The sequence below is a fragment of the Thermodesulfobacteriota bacterium genome (assembly GCA_025062045.1).
Classification (GTDB): Bacteria; Desulfobacterota; Syntrophorhabdia; order Syntrophorhabdales; family JANXAF01; genus JANXAF01.
Genome location: JANXAF010000003.1, coordinates 32757 through 49688 on the forward strand (window position 1 = coordinate 32757; position 16932 = coordinate 49688).

The following is a 16932-nucleotide window of genomic DNA, read 5'->3' on the forward strand; positions in this document are numbered from 1 at the left end:
GATGGCAGCCATCGTATTAAAGTGGGTAGTATTTATCCTGGCATCGATTCTTGCAATATTTTCCTCGATAATGATGGTTACGAGAAGAAACCCTGTACACAGTGCCCTCTGGCTCGTTGTAACCTTCATATCATTGGCCGTTCTTTACTTCCTATTAAACGCGACTTTCATAGCTATCTCCCAAGTTATAGTTTACGCAGGCGCAATAATGATGCTTTTTCTCTTCGTAATTATGCTTATCCACGTAGAGAGAGGCCCCGAAGCGCTAGGAAAGCTTAAACCGTCCAACATTTTTGCCATAGTTCTCACAATGCTCCTCTTTATCGAGGTTGCTATCGGTATCTATTATTACAGAGTAATTGAATTTAAACCTGGAGCAATCCCTTCTGGGGACGTAAAGTCAGTGGGATCGCTTCTTTACACAAAGTATTTATTTCCGTTCGAAATTGCATCCATACTTTTGCTCGTTGGCATTGTTGGGGCAGTTGTCCTGGCTAAAAGGAGGAAGTAATAATGGTGGAGACAGCTTATGATTGTTATCTTCTTTTGAGTGCAGTCCTCTTCACAATAGGGGCCATTGGAGTTATAACGAGGAGGAACGGAATAGTAATCTTTATGTGTATCGAGCTTATGCTTAATGCGGCTAACTTAGCATTCATTTCCGCAACTGGGATTCATAAGAGTCTAGAAGGGATGATCTTCGTTTTCTTCGTGATGACTGTTGCTGCAGCTGAAGCAGCGGTCGGACTCGCCATATTTGTGATGATACATAGGCTAAAAGGAACTATAAGTGTGGATGAAATGAATCTACTTAAGGGATGAGGTGGAGATGACAGAACACATATGGTTGATTCCATCGTTTCCAGCTATTGGATTCTTAATAAATGGACTTTTGGGTAAAAGGATTCCAAAAAGTGTAGTATCCTGGGTTGGATGCCTTTCCGTATTCCTCTCTTTCTGTGTATCAGTTTTGATCTTTATTGAGCTTCTTAAGCTTCCTCCGCAGGCACGGTTCATCGAAAAGGATATCTTCGACTGGATAGTTTCGGGAGAATTCGTAACAAAGGTTGGTTTTCGGATAGATCCTCTATCGATCGTCATGTGCCTTATTGTCACAGGGGTCGGTTTTTTAATTCACGTGTACTCGGTTGGGTACATGCACGACGATCCCGGATACTCTAGGTATTTCACCTATCTCAATCTCTTCGTCTTCATGATGCTAATACTTGTTACGGGAAATAACGTTCTTCTTATGTTTGTCGGATGGGAAGGTGTGGGTCTGTGTTCGTATCTCCTCATCGGTTTTTGGTACGAAAAAGATTCTGCTTCAAACGCAGGTAAAAAGGCGTTTATTGTGAATAGAATAGGTGATTACGGCTTTCTTTTAGGAATATTCCTCCTTTTCCTTTCACTTGGGGAAAAGGGGGTCTGGACACTCAACTTTTCAGAGATCGAAAAGAATGTGACTCTCCTTGACAGGAACGTAGTTGCCCTAATTACTCTCCTCTTTTTCATTGGCGCAACGGGAAAGTCGGCCCAAATTCCCCTCTACGTGTGGCTTCCCGATGCCATGGAAGGTCCAACTCCAGTAAGTGCCCTCATACATGCAGCAACTATGGTTACGGCTGGAGTCTACATGATTGCGAGACTCAACTTTCTGTACAGTATGGCTCCTGAAATCATGTCTTTAGTTGCAATAGTTGGAGTTCTAACCGCCATGTTTGCAGCGTCTATCGGATTTGCCCAGTACGACATAAAACGGGTTTTGGCTTACTCCACAATAAGTCAGTTAGGATACATGTTTTTGGGAGTAGGAGTTGGCGCATATGCCGCAGGAATATTTCATCTCATGACGCACGCTTTCTTTAAGGCACTCCTCTTTCTGGGAGCCGGAAGTGTCATGCATGCGCTAGCAGGTGAACTCGATATGAGAAAGATGGGAGGGCTAAAAAGGTATTTACCGACAACATATTGGACGTTCCTCGTTGCCTGTCTTGCCATTGCAGGGATTCCCGGATTCTCTGGCTTTTTCTCGAAGGACGAGATTCTGTGGAAAGCTCTTTCGTCACCCCATGGGGGGATCTTTGTGTACGCAATTGCCCTTGTCACCGCTGGAATGACGGCTTTTTATATGTTTAGGCTCCTCTTTAACGTCTTTTACGGAAGAGAAAGGATGGACGAAGAATTGAAGCACCATGTACACGAGTCACCCAAAATAATGACGGTTCCCCTCGTCATTCTTGCGATTCTTTCGATAATCGGTGGCTATGTCGGCATCCCCCATGTTTTGGGAGGCGGAGCCCACTTTGAGCATTTCCTCGAACCGGTATTCAAATCTGCCAAAGCGCATGAGCCTCTCTACCACTCTGCGGCCTTAGAGATTGGCCTTATGGTTCTTTCGGTAATTGTGGCTCTTATAGGTATATACGTGGCGTACACTTACTATCTCAAAAAACCGGAGCTCTCAGAGGATTTTGCGAAAAGACACCAGACCCTTTACAAGACTATCCACAACAAGTACTACGTGGACGAGGTATACGGTTATCTATTTGTGAGGAACCTTTTGAGGCTTGGAACCTTTCTGAAGAACTTCATTGATGAGGCGATAATCGATGGCATTGTTAATGGACTAGGGTACATTTTGAGAGGCCTCGGAAGCCTTTTGAGATTTTTACAGTCAGGGTACGTGCAGGCTTACGCATTTTCGATGATAATCGGTGCCATTGTGGTTATGGGTTATCTTCTAGTAAAAGTCATACCGTAAGGAGCGCTGTATGATGGATTTGCCAATCCTTAGTATTCTCATTTTCTTACCGCTTATTGGGGCTGTCACACTGCTTTTTGTTCCAAGGGAAAAGGAATTGGCTATAAAAACAACTGCCCTCATTTTTTCGGTGGTGGAGTTCTTCGTTTCACTCCCCCTCTTCTTTGAGTTTGACGAAACAAAGAGAGGAATGCAGTTTATAGAAAAGTACCCTTGGTTTCCTGAATGGGGTATCGCTTACCACCTGGGGATAGACGGAATCAGTCTCCTTCTTATACTGCTTACCACGTTCCTTACCGTTCTTTGCGTACTTTGCTCATGGACTGACATAAAGGACAAGATCAAGGAGTATTACATATCTTTCCTCTTTCTAGAGACTGCGATGGTTGGAACCCTCTGTGCCCTGGACCTCGTTCTTTTTTACGTTTTTTGGGAACTCATGCTTGTGCCAATGTACCTCCTTATTGGGGTTTGGGGTGGCCCAAGGCGGATTTATGCGGCAGTTAAGTTTTTCCTATACACTATGGCAGGAAGTGTACTTATGCTTCTTGCCATTTTTGCGCTTTACTATCTTTATTTTAAAGAGAAAGGAATCTTTACATTCGATCTTCTGGAGCTTTACACAGCCCATATCCCTATTTCTGTACAATATGTCCTCTTTGCTGCATTCAGCATCTCCTTCGCTATTAAGGTTCCAATGTTTCCATTCCACACGTGGCTTCCCGATGCTCATACGGAAGCTCCCACGGCGGGTAGTGTGATACTGGCTGGCGTTCTTCTAAAAATGGGAACTTACGGATTTATCAGGTTTGCCATTCCGCTTTTTCCAAAGGCGGCCTACGATGCCATTCCGCTCATGTCTGTGCTTGCCATAATTGGCATAATTTACGGGGCAATAGTGAGCATGATGCAACCGGATCTCAAAAGGCTTATAGCATTTTCGAGCGTTAGCCACTTAGGATACGTTATGCTTGGTATGTTCGCCTTTAACATGCAGGGTGTGGAAGGAAGCATTTATCAGATGTTAAACCACGGAATCTCAACCGGTGGGCTGTTCCTCCTTGTGGGTATGCTTTATGAGAGGAGACACACGAGGATGATCGCTGACTTCGGTGGACTATCCTCAGTCATGCCGGTTTATGCTGTGTTCTTCATGATAGTAACCCTTTCTTCCATCGCCTTGCCCGGCACGAACGGATTTGTTGGGGAATTTTTAATTCTTCTTGGTGCGTTTAAAGCTAAAAAAATATACGGGATACTCGGAGCTACGGGAGTTATACTGGGCGCTGTCTACATGCTATGGATGTTTAGAAGGGTTATGTTTGGGGTGTTAACTCACGAGGAGAATAAGCATCTTAAAGATCTCTCCAAAAGAGAGATCTTCATAATGTCCTGCATAGTTTTTTTCATAATCCTTATGGGGGTGTATCCAAAGGCCTTCTTTAAAAAGATGGACGTAAGCGTTGAAGAGTTTTTAAGGTTTGTGAATGAGAGAAATGCATACTACTCGAAAGTCGAACAAACCTCCACATTACCGACGATCATAACTTTTAAGGGAGAGAAGTGATGGAAGTGAGATTTCCAGTGGAAGAGCTATTACTTGTGATGCCTGAAATAATAATTTGTGGCTTTGGCCTTCTTACGCTTCTTCTCGAAGCCTTCACAAGACAAAAGTCGAGATCCTTTCTTGGGATCTTGACGCTTGTTGGGGCGGTATTGGCCCTCATATTTTTACTCAAAATTTCTGGCCTTTGGTGCGATATCTTTTTCGGGCTATACACAGTGGATAGCCTTGGAAGCTTCACAAAAGGTCTCTCACTTGTAGTACTCATCCTCATTACCATCATTTCTCTGGGGTATCTTGAAAGAGAGCAGGCCATATCAGGCGAATACTACTCGCTTCTTCTTTTTGCGACTCTGGGCATGATGATAATGGTATCATCTAATAATCTTCTTACGATTTTTATTGGACTTGAGGTTATGTCTATTTCGGTATACATCCTTTGTGGACTTTTTAGGGAAAATGCAAAATCGGCTGAGGCATCCCTTAAATACTTCCTTCTAGGTGCCTTTTCGAGTGCCTTTTTTGTTTATGGAGTTGCTCTTCTTTACGGAAGTACAGGCTCTCTAGATATTGCGGGATACGCTGATTTTGTCTCGAAGGGGAACTATTCAACGGTCTTAATGCTCGGGGTTGCTCTTTTGATCGTCGGGTTTGCGTTTAAGATCGCCCTTGTGCCATTTCATATGTGGACACCCGACGTATACGAGGGTGCTCCCACCTCGATAACCGCGTTTATGGCGGCGGGGGTCAAAAGTGCGGCTTTTGTCACCTTCCTTAGGGTTTTTTATAAGGCCTTCCTTCCGCTCATAGAGGAATGGGGTGACATTTTGTGGCTTATTGCGGCTTTTACCATGAGCTACGCGAATATTACGGCATTGGTCCAGGACAACGTAAAACGGATGCTTGCGTATTCCAGTATAGCCCACGCAGGGTACGTCCTCATCGCTTTCGTTACGGGGCAGAAGACTTTGTCCTCTAGTATCGTTTACTATCTTATGGCGTATACATTCATGAACATAGGGGCATTCGCCTGCGTGATCCTACTTGGTAGGAAAGGAGAGGAGAATCTGGACATAAATAGCTACGCTGGTCTTTCGGGAAGACACCCCTTTGTCGCTCTTTGTCTTACCATATTCCTTCTTTCTCTCACTGGCATTCCGCCACTTGCCGGGTTTATGGCAAAATTCTACGTGTTTTCAGCTGCTATTAAAGCTGGGTACGTGTGGCTCGCAATAATAGGTGTTCTAAATAGCGTGGTTGCCGCTTACTACTATTTACGGGTCATCATGTACATGTACTTTAAGGAACCTGTAAAAGACATAGGCGAGATCGATTTGTCCTCGCCTTATATCCTTGTATCCCTCATATGCATCTTTTTCCTGATCTATATGGGAATCTTTCCGAGAATGTTTATGATTATGGCCCAAAAGGCTGTCTCAACTCTAATTTGATTTGACATAGACAGTCTGCCTAAATTATAATCAGCCCATGGGAAAGGCCATTCTTTTTACTCTCATAATCTCAATTGTTTGTGGTTCCTGTACATACGCTCCCTTCGGCAAAAAGAAAGATGTAGCACAAACGCAAGTTGCGAAGGAAAGTAAGAAGGAGAAGGCTGAAAAAGTAGAGCCAGAGCAGCCCAAGCCTGGAGATATAAAGGTAATAGACGGTGTTGAGTACATATATGTAAGAAATCGAAGGTTTGCACTTTCTCCGCAAGAGCCAGAGTACATATGGGTTAGAAGGGATCAGTACAGACCGGGTCTTGCGGACGCAATATCTGGTGCTATCGCTGGAAGGCAGGAAAGACAAGAGTTGGAAAGAAGGATAGCGAAACTCGAGGAGGAATTGAAAAAGAGAGGTCTTCAGCCTCAGGTGGTCTATCCACACCAGCTTGGAGGTTATTCTATAATTCCTCCGGTTGCCGTAAGCCCAATACCCTTTGAGTTTCCATCTCCGAGGATGAGAAGGAAGGTGGTTGTCGTACCTTTTGATGATAAAACGAATTACAAAGAAGAGAAGCTTGCCGAAATGGTAACTAGAAGGTTGATAAACCGGCTTGAAGGGACGGGAAATGTTGTCTGTGTAGAGCCTTCGAATATTGACTTAAAAGGTTCACTTACTGAGATGGCTAATATGAGGCTTCTCAACGAAATATATGGTATACAGGCTGTCGTTTCAGGTGAGATTTCCGATGTGTATATATCCACATCTAAACTCGATGGAAGAGATGACAGAGAGATATCGTTTGCAATAGCCAATGTGAACATAAACGTGTACAGTACAGAGACGGGACTTCTTCTCAAAAAGCTTTCCGGAAGGAACCCTGTATCATTATCCAGACAGAGTGGTGAATTCAGTTCTGAGAAGGCTAAGATAAGAGCCATAGATCTAGCCATAGAGATAATTATCGATGATCTCCTCCGGGCTGTACTTTCGATAGACTGGCACGCAAGGGTGGCCTCAGTGGAGAAGGATTTAATATACGTAAATGCGGGAAGGCTTTCAGGGTTGAAGGTGGGGGATATCCTTGAGGTTTACGCGCCGGGTAGTCAGGTATTTGACGAGAGAACGAGGGTTCCGATCGGGGTAAAAAAAGGAGAGTTTAAAGGGGAGCTCGAAATAAAGGAACTCTTTGGTGTCGATGCATCGGTTGCAAAAATAAGGAAGGGAGGAAACTTTTCTCCCTTCGACCTCGTCTATCTCAAAAAGGACTGAAGATCATTTAATAAGGGATAAGGCCTCTTTAAAGATCTGAGTTCCTGCCCTCTTTAATAGTTCAAACATGAATATTTCAGTCGTTGAAATTACACATCCTGCTTTCCTCATTCTCTCTATGGCTATGTTTTTATGGAAAAGGCTTCTAGATGAGACTGCATCGTAAAGGACATGGACTGAAAAGCTTTGGAGGGCATGTAGGGCCGTTTGCAAAACACAAATATGTGACTCCACACCCGCTATAACGAGGGTCCTTTTTTTGGATTTTTCAACTTCCGCCTCGAATTCCGGACATAGAAAGCTATTGAAATGGATTTTACTAACAGGTTTCACATCATAAACATCTCTCACCTCTTTTATTGTAGAGCCGAGCTTATCCTGTTCTGTAAAAAGGACGGGGATATTCATAAGCTTTGAGAATTTGAGCAATTTAACTACACTCTGGATAAGAGATTCGTTTTCCGCGACTACAGGAACGAGCCGTTCCTGCATATCTATCACAACGACTAGACAATCGTCGGGTTCAATCAAAGAATCTCTTCGATAGTATTCAATCACGCCAAAGGCACTTGTCTTAGGGCCTTTACGAGGGTAGCCACCCTTCTTCCAAGTTTTCTTGCGTTTTTTAGTGTTTCTTCGTCCGGTTTTCCCACGCAGGCAATGCCGTAGTGTCCTGTCGCATCTAGGGGGTCACCAACAACTATCATACCGTATATCAGAAGGGCCTGAAGGATAGACATGAGGGTAGTCTCCTTTCCTCCGGTTGGATCTCCAGATGTAGCAAATGCGGCACCGATTTTGTTTTCCATTCTCTTTCGGAGACCAACAAATCTGTCAAACACCTCTTTGAGCTCCGCAGCCATGGTCCCGAAATAAACGGGAGAGCCAGCGATAATCCCATACGAATTTAAGAAATCATCCTGAGTAACCTCCTTTGTTGACCTAAGCACAGGATTTACGCCTTCCACTTCACTTACCCCTGCAGCGATCTCTTGGGCGAGCCTCTTTGTATTTCCGGTCCTTGAATAGTAAAGTATCAAAACTTGCATACTCCCTCCTATTCTTCGTTTTTGAGTATGTATACCTCAGGAAGATTTCTAAACTTTTCTGCGCAATCTATGCCATAACCAACAACGAATCCGTCCTCAAATACAAAACCAGTGTAATCGCACTTTATATCAACCTGCCTACGAGCCCTTTTATCGAGAAGCACACAGATCTTAAGGTCTTTTGGCCCTTTGCTTGAAAGATAATCCCTCACGTACTTAAGGGTCAATCCGGAATCTACAATATCTTCAACCACAATGACATTTTTACCTTTTATGTCCACTTCCAGATCCTTAGTTAAAGTCACCCTTCCAGAAGAGGACATGCTATCTCCATACGAAGAAACTCTTATAAAGTCCACGATACACGGGTTATCGATGTTCCTTATAAGATCGGAAACAAAGACAAAGGAACCTTTAAGTAAACAGACAAAAACAATCTCTTCCCCGGGAAAATCTCTTTTTATTTCGGAAGCTATTCTTTTGACTATTTCTTCGATCTCTTCCTTCCTTAAAAGCGGAACGAGCATAGTGAATTCAGAGGGCGTGCTTCAGCACATATATTTCTGGAGTCTGAGGGAGCGTCTTTGATGTGATCTCTATCTCGTCCGATTCTAGGAACTTCACATTCTTTTTTCCCTGAGTGAAAGCGATGACTTCAGATATAGGAAAACCACATTTATCAGTTTTGAAGTGCATTGGAATAGTAATTTTCGGTTTTATAGACTCCATGACCTGCGTCGCCTCTTTGGCATCTATGGTGTAGTAACCGCCAACTGGAATGAGTAACACATCAACCCTTCCTATCTCTTCAAGCTTTTTATCGTCGAGAGTGTGACCTAAATCTCCGACGTGTAAGATTCTAACATCGTCAGCATCAATTAAAAACATTAAATTTTTCCCTCTTTCCCGACCTGATGAGGGATCGTGAAAGGTGGGGATTGCCTTTATTCTTACACTTTTTATCTCTCTCTCCCCTTCATCTTTTACCAATTCAAACTTACCTTTTATGTCCTTAACGTAGCCGTGATCATCATGGTCATGGCTTGTAAGAACGATGTCCGCCTCATCCTCTATCCGACCGTACGAAAGAGCGCCTCCGTAAGCTCCTGACTGGTAAGGATCTATTATGATCTTCACCCCTTTTTCAGTGGTGATCTTAAAAGCGGCGTGTCCGTACCATTTCAGTCTCATATCTTCCTCCTTTTTCCCAAATGATACAATTTACGATTCTTCTCTGTCAAGGTTCGGTAAAATCAAAAGGATTGAAAAAATTATTAGAAAACGTAAAATAGAGCGAAAGTGATACACATCGAAAGAGTAGGTAAAGGACCGAAAATCGTTTTCATACACGGATCCGGATGGAATACAAAAGTATGGAAAAACCAAAAAGAGTATCTTAAAGACCTCTTCGAGGTTATTCTCGTTGATCTTCCAGGACACGGAAATTCTAAGGGAGAAGCTCCAAGATCTGTGGAAGAATACTCGGAAGTTTTAGATAAGGTACTTTTGGAAAACTTAATCGATAAATCATATATTTGTGGGCATTCTCTCGGAGGGGCGATAGCTATGTATTTGGCCCTAAAAAGGGATGAACTAATCAAGGGATTGATTGTAATTGGAAGCGGGGCGAGGCTTAAAGTCCTTCCAGAAATCTTAAATGGTGTATTACCCGAAAAAGAAAAGACTATTCGTTTCGTTAACTCATTAGCCTTTTCTTCCAAGGCAGAGAAAGAACTAATAGAAAAAAGCGTCTCCCAGATGATGGAGTGTCCCAGTTACGTACTTTTTAACGATTTTTCCGCGTGTCATAACTTTGATGTTATGGACAAGGTTAAATACATTAAAGTTCCCACCCTTATCGTCTGTGGAGTCGACGACATGCTTACGCCCGTTAAGTATTCTCAGTACCTCCATAAGGAGATAAAAAATTCAAAGCTTGTACTTATAGAAGGCGCGGGCCATATGGTCATGATGGAGAAACCGATGGAACTAAATGTGGCCATCGAGTCCTTTGTAAAAGATCTGGAAAAAGGTTTTAGGGGCTAGATTATGGATGTTATAGTTGAGACAAAAAGAGGGAGACTAAAAGGACAAAAACTTGGTGATCTTTACGTCTTTAAAGGGGTGCCATACGCAGAACCTCCAATAGGGGATCTTCGCTGGATGCCACCAAAAATGAAAGAACCTTACGGAGACATATGGGATGCTATAGAATACGGTTCCATATGCCCTCAGCCGGAGTTGGAGCTTAAAGGACTAGCAAGTTTCAAAGAAAGACAAAGTGAAGACTGCCTATACCTCAACATTTATACACCTGGGCTTGACCCAAAAAAGAGACCGGTTATGTTTTTCATACATGGAGGCGCATTTACCGTCGGTTCTTCCTCTCACCCTTTATACAGAAAAGGAAAGATGGCATTGAGAAATGACATTGTGCTTGTAACGATAAACTACAGACTTGGTCCATTGGGATTTTTAAGACTTAAGGAGATTGGAGATGGAAGAATTAATTCCACCGGTAATGAAGGTCTTATGGATCAGATGTGTGCACTTATGTGGGTAAAAGAGAATATTGAGGCCTTTGGAGGGGATCCCGATAACATAACACTTTTTGGGGAGTCGGCGGGAGGAATATCCATTTTTTGTCTAATCTCCATGGCGAAAGACATTAACCTTTTCAGACGGATTATAGTTCAGAGCGCAAATCCCTGCGCAATCTTTGAGAGGGAAAGGGCAAATAGTTACGCGAGAAGTTTGCTCAAAATATTAAACATAGAAGAGAATAAAATCGATTTGCTAAAGGATCTTCCTTTTCACAAACTTGTCAAAGCTTCCGAAATACTTAGGGAAAGGATAGGTGAGTTGACAGTCTTTTCCCCAAATGTGGATGGGGAGTCGATTAAAGAAAAGCCCCTAAGCGTCATAAAGGAAAAGATAAGAGAAATGCCAATCCTTATCGGAACTAACGCAAACGAGTGGAATTTCTTTTGCCTTACAGATCCAAGGCTCCTAAATATAGATATGGACGAGCTTTATAGGATTTTAGGGAAGTCTTATCAAAAAAAAGGGGTCAAACTGATAATCGACTATTACCGTCAAAAGCTTGAAAGAGAAGGGTTAAAACCAGAACCTTGGCGGATCTATTCGCAGTTTATGACTGACAGTTTCTTTTTAATTCCAACCTTAAAAACGGTCGACATATGGGTCGAGAAGAAAGAACCGGTGTATCTATATTATTTTACTTGGCAATCGCCATATCTTAATGGGATATTGGGTTCATGCCATACGCTAGAGCTTGGATTTCTTTTTGGGAACTACGATGAGAGATTTTTTGGATCTGGCAGAGAGGCAAAGAGGCTTTCTCAGGTGATGCAAGACGCATGGACCTCCTTCTCAAAGGATGGAAAGCCTTTTATCCAAAATCTCGGAGCTTGGAGTGATTATGGGCATGAAAAGAAGGTTATGGTTTTAGGAAAGGAATGCTATCTAACTCAGGATCCGCACAAAGATACGAGAGATTTTTATACTACACTACTTGAGTACTCGATTAAGTGAGACTGAAAAAGGGGTGAAGATATGGCCCATATACTTTGGGAACCCACAGAGGAGAGAAAAAAGAATGCCAATATCACTAAATTTATAGAGTACGTTAATAGAAAGTACGGAAAAAACTTTAAAACATACGATGAGCTTTATGGGTGGTCGATTGAAAGTGTTGCAGATTTTTGGGGATCGGTTTGGGAATTCTGCGGGGTAAAAGCTTCAAAAAAATACTCATCTGTAGTTATAGATCCTCAAAGCTTTGATAAAGCCAAATGGTTCGTTGGAGCCGAGCTAAATTTTGCAGAAAATCTTTTGAGATGGAGAGATGATCAGATAGCATTCACGTACGTTAAAGAGGGCCTAACGGGTAAGCGAACCACAACCTATAAGGATCTTTACAAGGAAGTTGCAAAACTTGCTAACGCGTATAAGGAGGAAGGAATAGAAAGGAAAGATAGGATAGTAGCTTACATACCCAATGTCATTGAAGCCGCAGTCGGCATGCTCGCAGCCTCAACGGTCGGTGCCATTTGGGCTTCCTGTGGACCAGAGCTCGGGCCAGATGCGGTGATAGATAGATTCAAAGAGTTAGAGCCTAAAATTCTGATTACTGCTGATGCGTACATCTATAAGGGTCAGGCGTACGATCTCCTAAAAAATGTGGAAATTATAGCCAAAAACATACCCTCTTTAAAAAAGGTAGTGATTGTACGGTATCTAGAAAGATCTCCCAATATAGGTAGCATCTATAACGCAATTTTATACGACGAATTCGTAGAAGGCAAAGCAGAAGAGACAGATTTTGAACAGCTTCCCTCTGATCATCCGCACATAATACTTTTCTCATCGGGTGTCACTGGAAAGCCAAAGTGCATAGTTCACAGCCTTTCTGGTTCTCTCATTGCCCATCTTAAGACCCACATTCTTCATTTTGACATAAAAAGGGACGACAAAGTCCTTTTCCTTTCCAGTCCCACATGGATGGTCTGGAACCTAAAAATAAGCTCTCTTGCTACAGGCTGTAACATCGTTCTTTACGATGGAAATCCCTTCTACCCTGACTTTGACGTTATCTTTAGGCTCATTATGGAGGAAAAGATCACCTGTCTTGGATGTGGTGCGGCATTTATCCTTTCCCTTATGCGGAGTGGAGTGAGACCAAAAAGTAGGTACGATCTTTCTAGTTTAAAGACTATATTCCAGACCGCAGCTCCTTTGCCTCAAGAAGGATTCGAGTATGTTTATAGCTCGATTAAGGAGGATGTTTGTCTATTGTCCGGCCTTGGGGGAACTGATGTTCAATGTGGGATTATAGAAGGGAGTCCAATTCAGCCGGTCTACAAAGGGGAGATGCCCTCCGGAGCTTTAGGATTCGCTGTGAAAGTTTATGATGAAAAGGGAAGACCTGTTCTTGACGAACCAGGAGAGCTTGTTGTGGAAAAACCATTCCCGTCAACACCCCTCTATTTTTGGGGAGATGACACGAAAAAGAAATACAAAGAAACTTACTTTTCCCTTTTTCCCAATGTGTGGAGACATGGTGATTTTGCGGTTCAAAAAAGCGAAACCGGAACTTTTATAGGGCTTGGAAGGTCGGATTTTGTTCTTAAACCGAAGGGGGTTAGGATTGGGCCTGCCGAAATCTACAATGTGGTTGAAAGGATAGAAGAAATAGAGGATAGTCTAGTTGTGGGGCAGTCTTTCAAGGGAGACCAAAGGATAATCCTTTTTGTAAAGCTAAAAAGAGGATACGAATTGACGGACGAATTGAAAGCAAAAATAAAAAATGAACTTAAATTGCGAGCTTCCGCAAGACATGTGCCTGAAATGATACTTGAGGTTCCTGAGATCCCCTACACTGTTAACATGAAAAAAGTAGAAAGCGTTGTCCATAACATAGTGAACGGAAGACCCATTACTAATAGACAGACCCTCATAAATCCGGATTGCCTAGAGTACTACGAAAAACTCTATTTGGAAAAGCTAAAAGAGTAAGGTTTTTTAAACAAATGGGCTATTACAGAAAGCTACTTTTTTATTACTCTAGCAACTCTAAACCAGAAAAAACTTAAATTTTAACTTTTAACAGCCATTCCCTTGTCCTTCCAGTGATTATGAGTTTTTTTTCTTTTAAATCAGCGCACGTCTTTGAACCGGTAAGAAACATGGCCACTTTTAGCTCAAGAAAAAAATTTTCTAGAAATTCGATAGTTTGCTCCACACCATTTACGGCAGATAGTAGAAGAGGTCTTGCCATCCCCACCAAATCGGCCCCAAGTGCTATGGCTTTTGCTGCATCAAGCCCTGTTCTTATGCCTCCACTGCCTATTATTGGAATGCCTAAATCTTTCACTTCAATTATGGAGATGGGCGTTGGGATTCCCCAGAAGGCGAAAGTTTGGCAGAGTCTTTGATACGTTTTATTGTTTCTAAGTTCGGCCCTCTTTTTTTCTATTAAAGCCATACTTGTGCCACCCTTACCCCCAACGTCTATCGCCGAAACACCTATACTTTTAAGTTTAGCAGCCGTTTCTTTAGAGATTCCCGAACCCGTTTCCTTTACGATTACTGGGACAGGAAGAACACTGATAAGTCTTTCAATAGCAGAAAAGCAGCCTTTAGCGAAGGGCTCTCCTTCTATCATAACTGCTTCCTGTAGGAAGTTGAGATGGACGACAAGGGCATCCGCCTCCATCTTTTCCACGATCCTTTTTATTCTCGCTGGATTTTCAGTCGTTACCTGAACTGCACCGATGTTGAGAAATAAAGGTACGTCAGGTGATATAAGCTTCGGGATTCTGTATGTTTTCTCGTACTCGTCTGACTCGAGAAGCGGTCTTAAACTTCCCGTTTCGAGTCCTATGGAGAAGTGTTTTGCCACGAGAGCTAAGACTCTGTTTATTTCTTCAGCTCCGCTCCAGCCTCCTGTGAGTGCCGAAATTATAAAAGGGTATTTAAAGTGCCATTTGAGGAACGATACTGAAGGATCAACCTCTCTCAAATCTAATTCAGGAAGGCATTCATGTAAGATCTCTATATCCTCCCAAACAGAATGTCTAAATTCCACATCTTCTTTTAGAGCTATCTCTACGTGTTCTGACTTCCTTTCTGACGTATCTTTTGTCACCTTTTATGGTTCCCCCATCTTTCAAAGAGGCGGGCATCTATGCCGAACATATCTAGAACCTTACCAACGGTCTGGTCGATGATGTCCTCTATTGATTTAGGTTTATGGTAGAATGAGGGGACAGGAGGCATAATAATTCCACCCATCCGAGTCACCCTGAGCATAAGTCTCAAGTGTCCTTCATGTAGAGGGGTTTCTCTCACAACAAGAACGAGCCTTCTTCTCTCTTTGAGGGTGACATCTGCGGCCCTGACTAAGAGATTGTGATTGAAGGAGTTAGCTATTGCCGAAAGTGTCTTAATGGTGCATGGTATCACTATCATCCCATCCATTATGCATGAACCACTGGCAATCGGGGCTGTAAGATCATCTATATCGTAAACCCTTTGGGCCATGGCTTTTACGTCCTCAAGCTTGAATGGCGTCTCTATTTCGATGTTTTTTATTCCTGCATCAGTTATGATTAAGTGAACCTCTTGCCCCTTTTTATGGAGGATTTCTAGTGTCCTTATCCCGTATACAACCCCGGTTGCACCGGTTATTCCTAGTATAATCTTCTTTTTTTCATGAGCCATATTTTTTCACTATACTTTCTACGAGTTCCTTTTCCCCTTTCTTTACAACAGCCCTTCCCTCCATTTCCTTCCCGTAAGTTGTAGCATTTATTCCAATTTTCGTTACGCCTCCCATTATTTTTGCCTCAGGATCTATTGGTTGACCCTGCATAGAAAAAAGCAGGATGAGATCATCTTTGGCAAAACATCTGGTAACAATTGCCCACTCAATCTCCTGCAAATCGTAAGGATCGACATCGCTATCTACAATAACAGCTTTTTTTATCATGGGAAAAGAAAGGACGAAGTGTAAAAGGTTATTTATCCTCTTCCTCTCCGTAGGGCTTGTGGTTATGACTATCGATGAGCCAAAAGTCCTTTCGAGAAAAACGATCTCATGTACAAAGGGAAATAGTCTTTTTACGTTTCCTTCCATGTGGGCCTTACTCACAAATGTAAGGTACATATCAGCTTCCAAGCTTGTGGGAAGTAACGCGTGATATATGGGGTCTTTCCTGTACGAAATCCTATTTATATGGACAGTAGGTGTCCTTTCAATCGTCATATAGTACCCACTTATCTCTCCTAGAGGGCCGTCTTTTTCTTCCTCCTCCAGGTGTATTACCCCTTCAAGTATAAACTCCGTTCCGTACGGCACATCTATATCAGAGTCGAAGGACCTAATAACTGCTATGCTTTCCCCTCGAAGGGAGCCTGCAACTTCAATTTTGTCCACGTTGTTAGGGATCTTAAGAGCCATAGCCATAAAAGTTAGAGGATCCACACCAATAGATACGGAAACGGGCATTTTTTTATTCTCGAGCTTGTATTTTTCCTTGATATCGGCAAGGGGAGGGTTGACAAGGGAGATACCGAACCTATTTTTTCCTCTATACTCCATCCTGTGGATCCCTCGCCCAACGACCTTCGTTTCAGGATCATAGGAGGATACAATAGCTGTAGTTATGTAAGGCGCCGAATCACTTTCATAGTGTTTCAGAATCGGTATTGTCGTAAGGACATCGTCATTTTCGGTCACATTGATAGATATGTAATCGCCTCTTTCTTGAACGAAGGTCTTTTTTAAAATCCCAGAACTTCTTTCTACAAAGGCAGAGTAAGGATCATTTTCTCCTGGAAAGAGAAGATTGAAAACCTTCTGCGAGGGTACAAGGTTAGCAACAACTCGACAATCGTAACCGTCCAAACTTTCAAAAAGTAGGGCTTTGCCAGTCCTCGATAGTCTTTGTATGATTTCTGGCAAAGCCTCCTTTTTGACCTTATCTCGGATCGAGATAAGAAGGTTTTCTCTTTTTAGCAGATCGAGATACTCACGAAGCGATCGAATAATTCCTTTTTCCATCAGAAGGGTTTCACTTCTTCAAGTATCATTACCGAACACGGTTTGTCCACAAGCTGCCCTCTCCCAAGCCTTACCCACAAAGTGTTAGGGTATTTAGCTGGATCTTTGGATATCCGAAATTTAGCGTATATGCCTTTGTATTTGGTTTTTCCAGGGCTTAGATCTCTTAAAACGCCCGTTATTTCCTCGTCCTCTTTGAGTTCTTCAAAGTCCTTTGTTATGAAAGTGTCGTAGACTTTACCCATATTTC

Annotated in this window: 17 protein-coding genes; 9 read left to right on the plus strand and 8 right to left on the minus strand. The window is 42.6% G+C overall.

Going from position 1 to position 16932, the window contains the following annotated elements; all coding sequences use genetic code 11:
- Nucleotide 1 precedes the first annotated feature (1 nt).
- From NZ583_03000 to NZ583_03025, 6 genes are read left to right on the plus strand one after another with little or no spacing between them, the layout of a single operon-like run.
- Nucleotides 2-511, plus strand: coding sequence for an NADH-quinone oxidoreductase subunit J (locus NZ583_03000; protein MCS7280581.1), 510 nt, complete (start codon nt 2-4; stop codon nt 509-511).
- 2 nt (nt 512-513) lie between these two features.
- Nucleotides 514-822: an NADH-quinone oxidoreductase subunit NuoK gene (gene nuoK, locus NZ583_03005; protein MCS7280582.1), complete on the plus strand. Its 309-nt coding sequence runs from the start codon at nt 514-516 to the stop codon at nt 820-822.
- A gap of 7 nt (nt 823-829) precedes the next feature.
- On the plus strand, nt 830-2764 hold the full coding sequence (gene nuoL / locus NZ583_03010; GenBank protein MCS7280583.1) for an NADH-quinone oxidoreductase subunit L: 1935 nt from the start codon (nt 830-832) through the stop codon (nt 2762-2764).
- 10 nt (nt 2765-2774) lie between these two features.
- Nucleotides 2775-4331 (plus strand): NADH-quinone oxidoreductase subunit M, encoded by a 1557-nt coding sequence (locus NZ583_03015; GenBank protein ID MCS7280584.1) that lies wholly within the window; start codon nt 2775-2777, stop codon nt 4329-4331.
- Complete coding sequence (locus NZ583_03020; protein MCS7280585.1) at nt 4331-5779, plus strand: NADH-quinone oxidoreductase subunit N; 1449 nt, start codon at nt 4331-4333, stop codon at nt 5777-5779. Before NZ583_03015 ends, NZ583_03020 begins: the two co-directional genes overlap by 1 nt.
- 37 nt (nt 5780-5816) lie before the next feature.
- The gene (locus NZ583_03025) at nt 5817-7046 is read left to right on the plus strand and encodes a hypothetical protein (GenBank protein MCS7280586.1); all 1230 of its coding nucleotides are present in this window, start codon (nt 5817-5819) and stop codon (nt 7044-7046) included.
- 3 nt (nt 7047-7049) lie between these two features.
- Here NZ583_03025 and NZ583_03030 read toward each other — a convergent pair whose 3' ends face one another.
- Genes NZ583_03030 through NZ583_03045 form a run of 4 tightly spaced genes read right to left on the minus strand, consistent with a single transcriptional unit; the run spans nt 7050 to nt 9286 of the window.
- Nucleotides 7050-7577 carry an isochorismatase family protein gene (locus NZ583_03030; protein MCS7280587.1) on the minus strand — a complete coding sequence of 176 codons (528 nt, stop codon included), beginning with the start codon at nt 7575-7577 and terminating at the stop codon, nt 7050-7052.
- 23 nt (nt 7578-7600) lie between these two features.
- Nucleotides 7601-8095, minus strand: coding sequence for an NAD(P)H-dependent oxidoreductase (locus NZ583_03035; GenBank protein MCS7280588.1), 495 nt, complete (start codon nt 8093-8095; stop codon nt 7601-7603).
- Between the two features lie 8 nt (nt 8096-8103).
- Nucleotides 8104-8622 carry a hypoxanthine phosphoribosyltransferase gene (gene hpt, locus NZ583_03040; protein ID MCS7280589.1) on the minus strand — a complete coding sequence of 173 codons (519 nt, stop codon included), beginning with the start codon at nt 8620-8622 and terminating at the stop codon, nt 8104-8106.
- Nucleotides 8623-8629: 7 nt separating this feature from the next.
- The gene (locus tag NZ583_03045) at nt 8630-9286 is read right to left on the minus strand and encodes an MBL fold metallo-hydrolase (GenBank protein MCS7280590.1); all 657 of its coding nucleotides are present in this window, start codon (nt 9284-9286) and stop codon (nt 8630-8632) included.
- A gap of 108 nt (nt 9287-9394) precedes the next feature.
- Here NZ583_03045 and NZ583_03050 point away from each other — a divergent pair, with 108 nt between their 5' ends.
- The 3 genes from NZ583_03050 to NZ583_03060 are packed head-to-tail and all read left to right on the plus strand — an operon-like array spanning nt 9395 to nt 13633.
- On the plus strand, nt 9395-10141 hold the full coding sequence (locus tag NZ583_03050; GenBank protein MCS7280591.1) for an alpha/beta hydrolase: 747 nt from the start codon (nt 9395-9397) through the stop codon (nt 10139-10141).
- A gap of 3 nt (nt 10142-10144) precedes the next feature.
- Complete coding sequence (locus NZ583_03055) at nt 10145-11650, plus strand: carboxylesterase family protein (protein ID MCS7280592.1); 1506 nt, start codon at nt 10145-10147, stop codon at nt 11648-11650.
- A gap of 21 nt (nt 11651-11671) precedes the next feature.
- Nucleotides 11672-13633 (plus strand): acetoacetate--CoA ligase, encoded by a 1962-nt coding sequence (locus NZ583_03060; protein MCS7280593.1) that lies wholly within the window; start codon nt 11672-11674, stop codon nt 13631-13633.
- 73 nt (nt 13634-13706) lie between these two features.
- Here the strand turns inward: NZ583_03060 and fni are convergent, their stop codons facing one another.
- The 4 genes from fni to NZ583_03080 are packed head-to-tail and all read right to left on the minus strand — an operon-like array spanning nt 13707 to nt 16927.
- Nucleotides 13707-14765 carry a type 2 isopentenyl-diphosphate Delta-isomerase gene (gene fni / locus NZ583_03065; GenBank protein MCS7280594.1) on the minus strand — a complete coding sequence of 353 codons (1059 nt, stop codon included), beginning with the start codon at nt 14763-14765 and terminating at the stop codon, nt 13707-13709.
- Nucleotides 14762-15340 carry a UbiX family flavin prenyltransferase gene (locus NZ583_03070; GenBank protein MCS7280595.1) on the minus strand — a complete coding sequence of 193 codons (579 nt, stop codon included), beginning with the start codon at nt 15338-15340 and terminating at the stop codon, nt 14762-14764. Before NZ583_03070 ends, fni begins: the two co-directional genes overlap by 4 nt.
- Nucleotides 15330-16682 (minus strand): UbiD family decarboxylase, encoded by a 1353-nt coding sequence (locus NZ583_03075; GenBank protein ID MCS7280596.1) that lies wholly within the window; start codon nt 16680-16682, stop codon nt 15330-15332. Before NZ583_03075 ends, NZ583_03070 begins: the two co-directional genes overlap by 11 nt.
- Nucleotides 16682-16927, minus strand: coding sequence for a phenylphosphate carboxylase subunit gamma (locus NZ583_03080; GenBank protein MCS7280597.1), 246 nt, complete (start codon nt 16925-16927; stop codon nt 16682-16684). Before NZ583_03080 ends, NZ583_03075 begins: the two co-directional genes overlap by 1 nt.
- Nucleotides 16928-16932 lie beyond the last annotated feature (5 nt).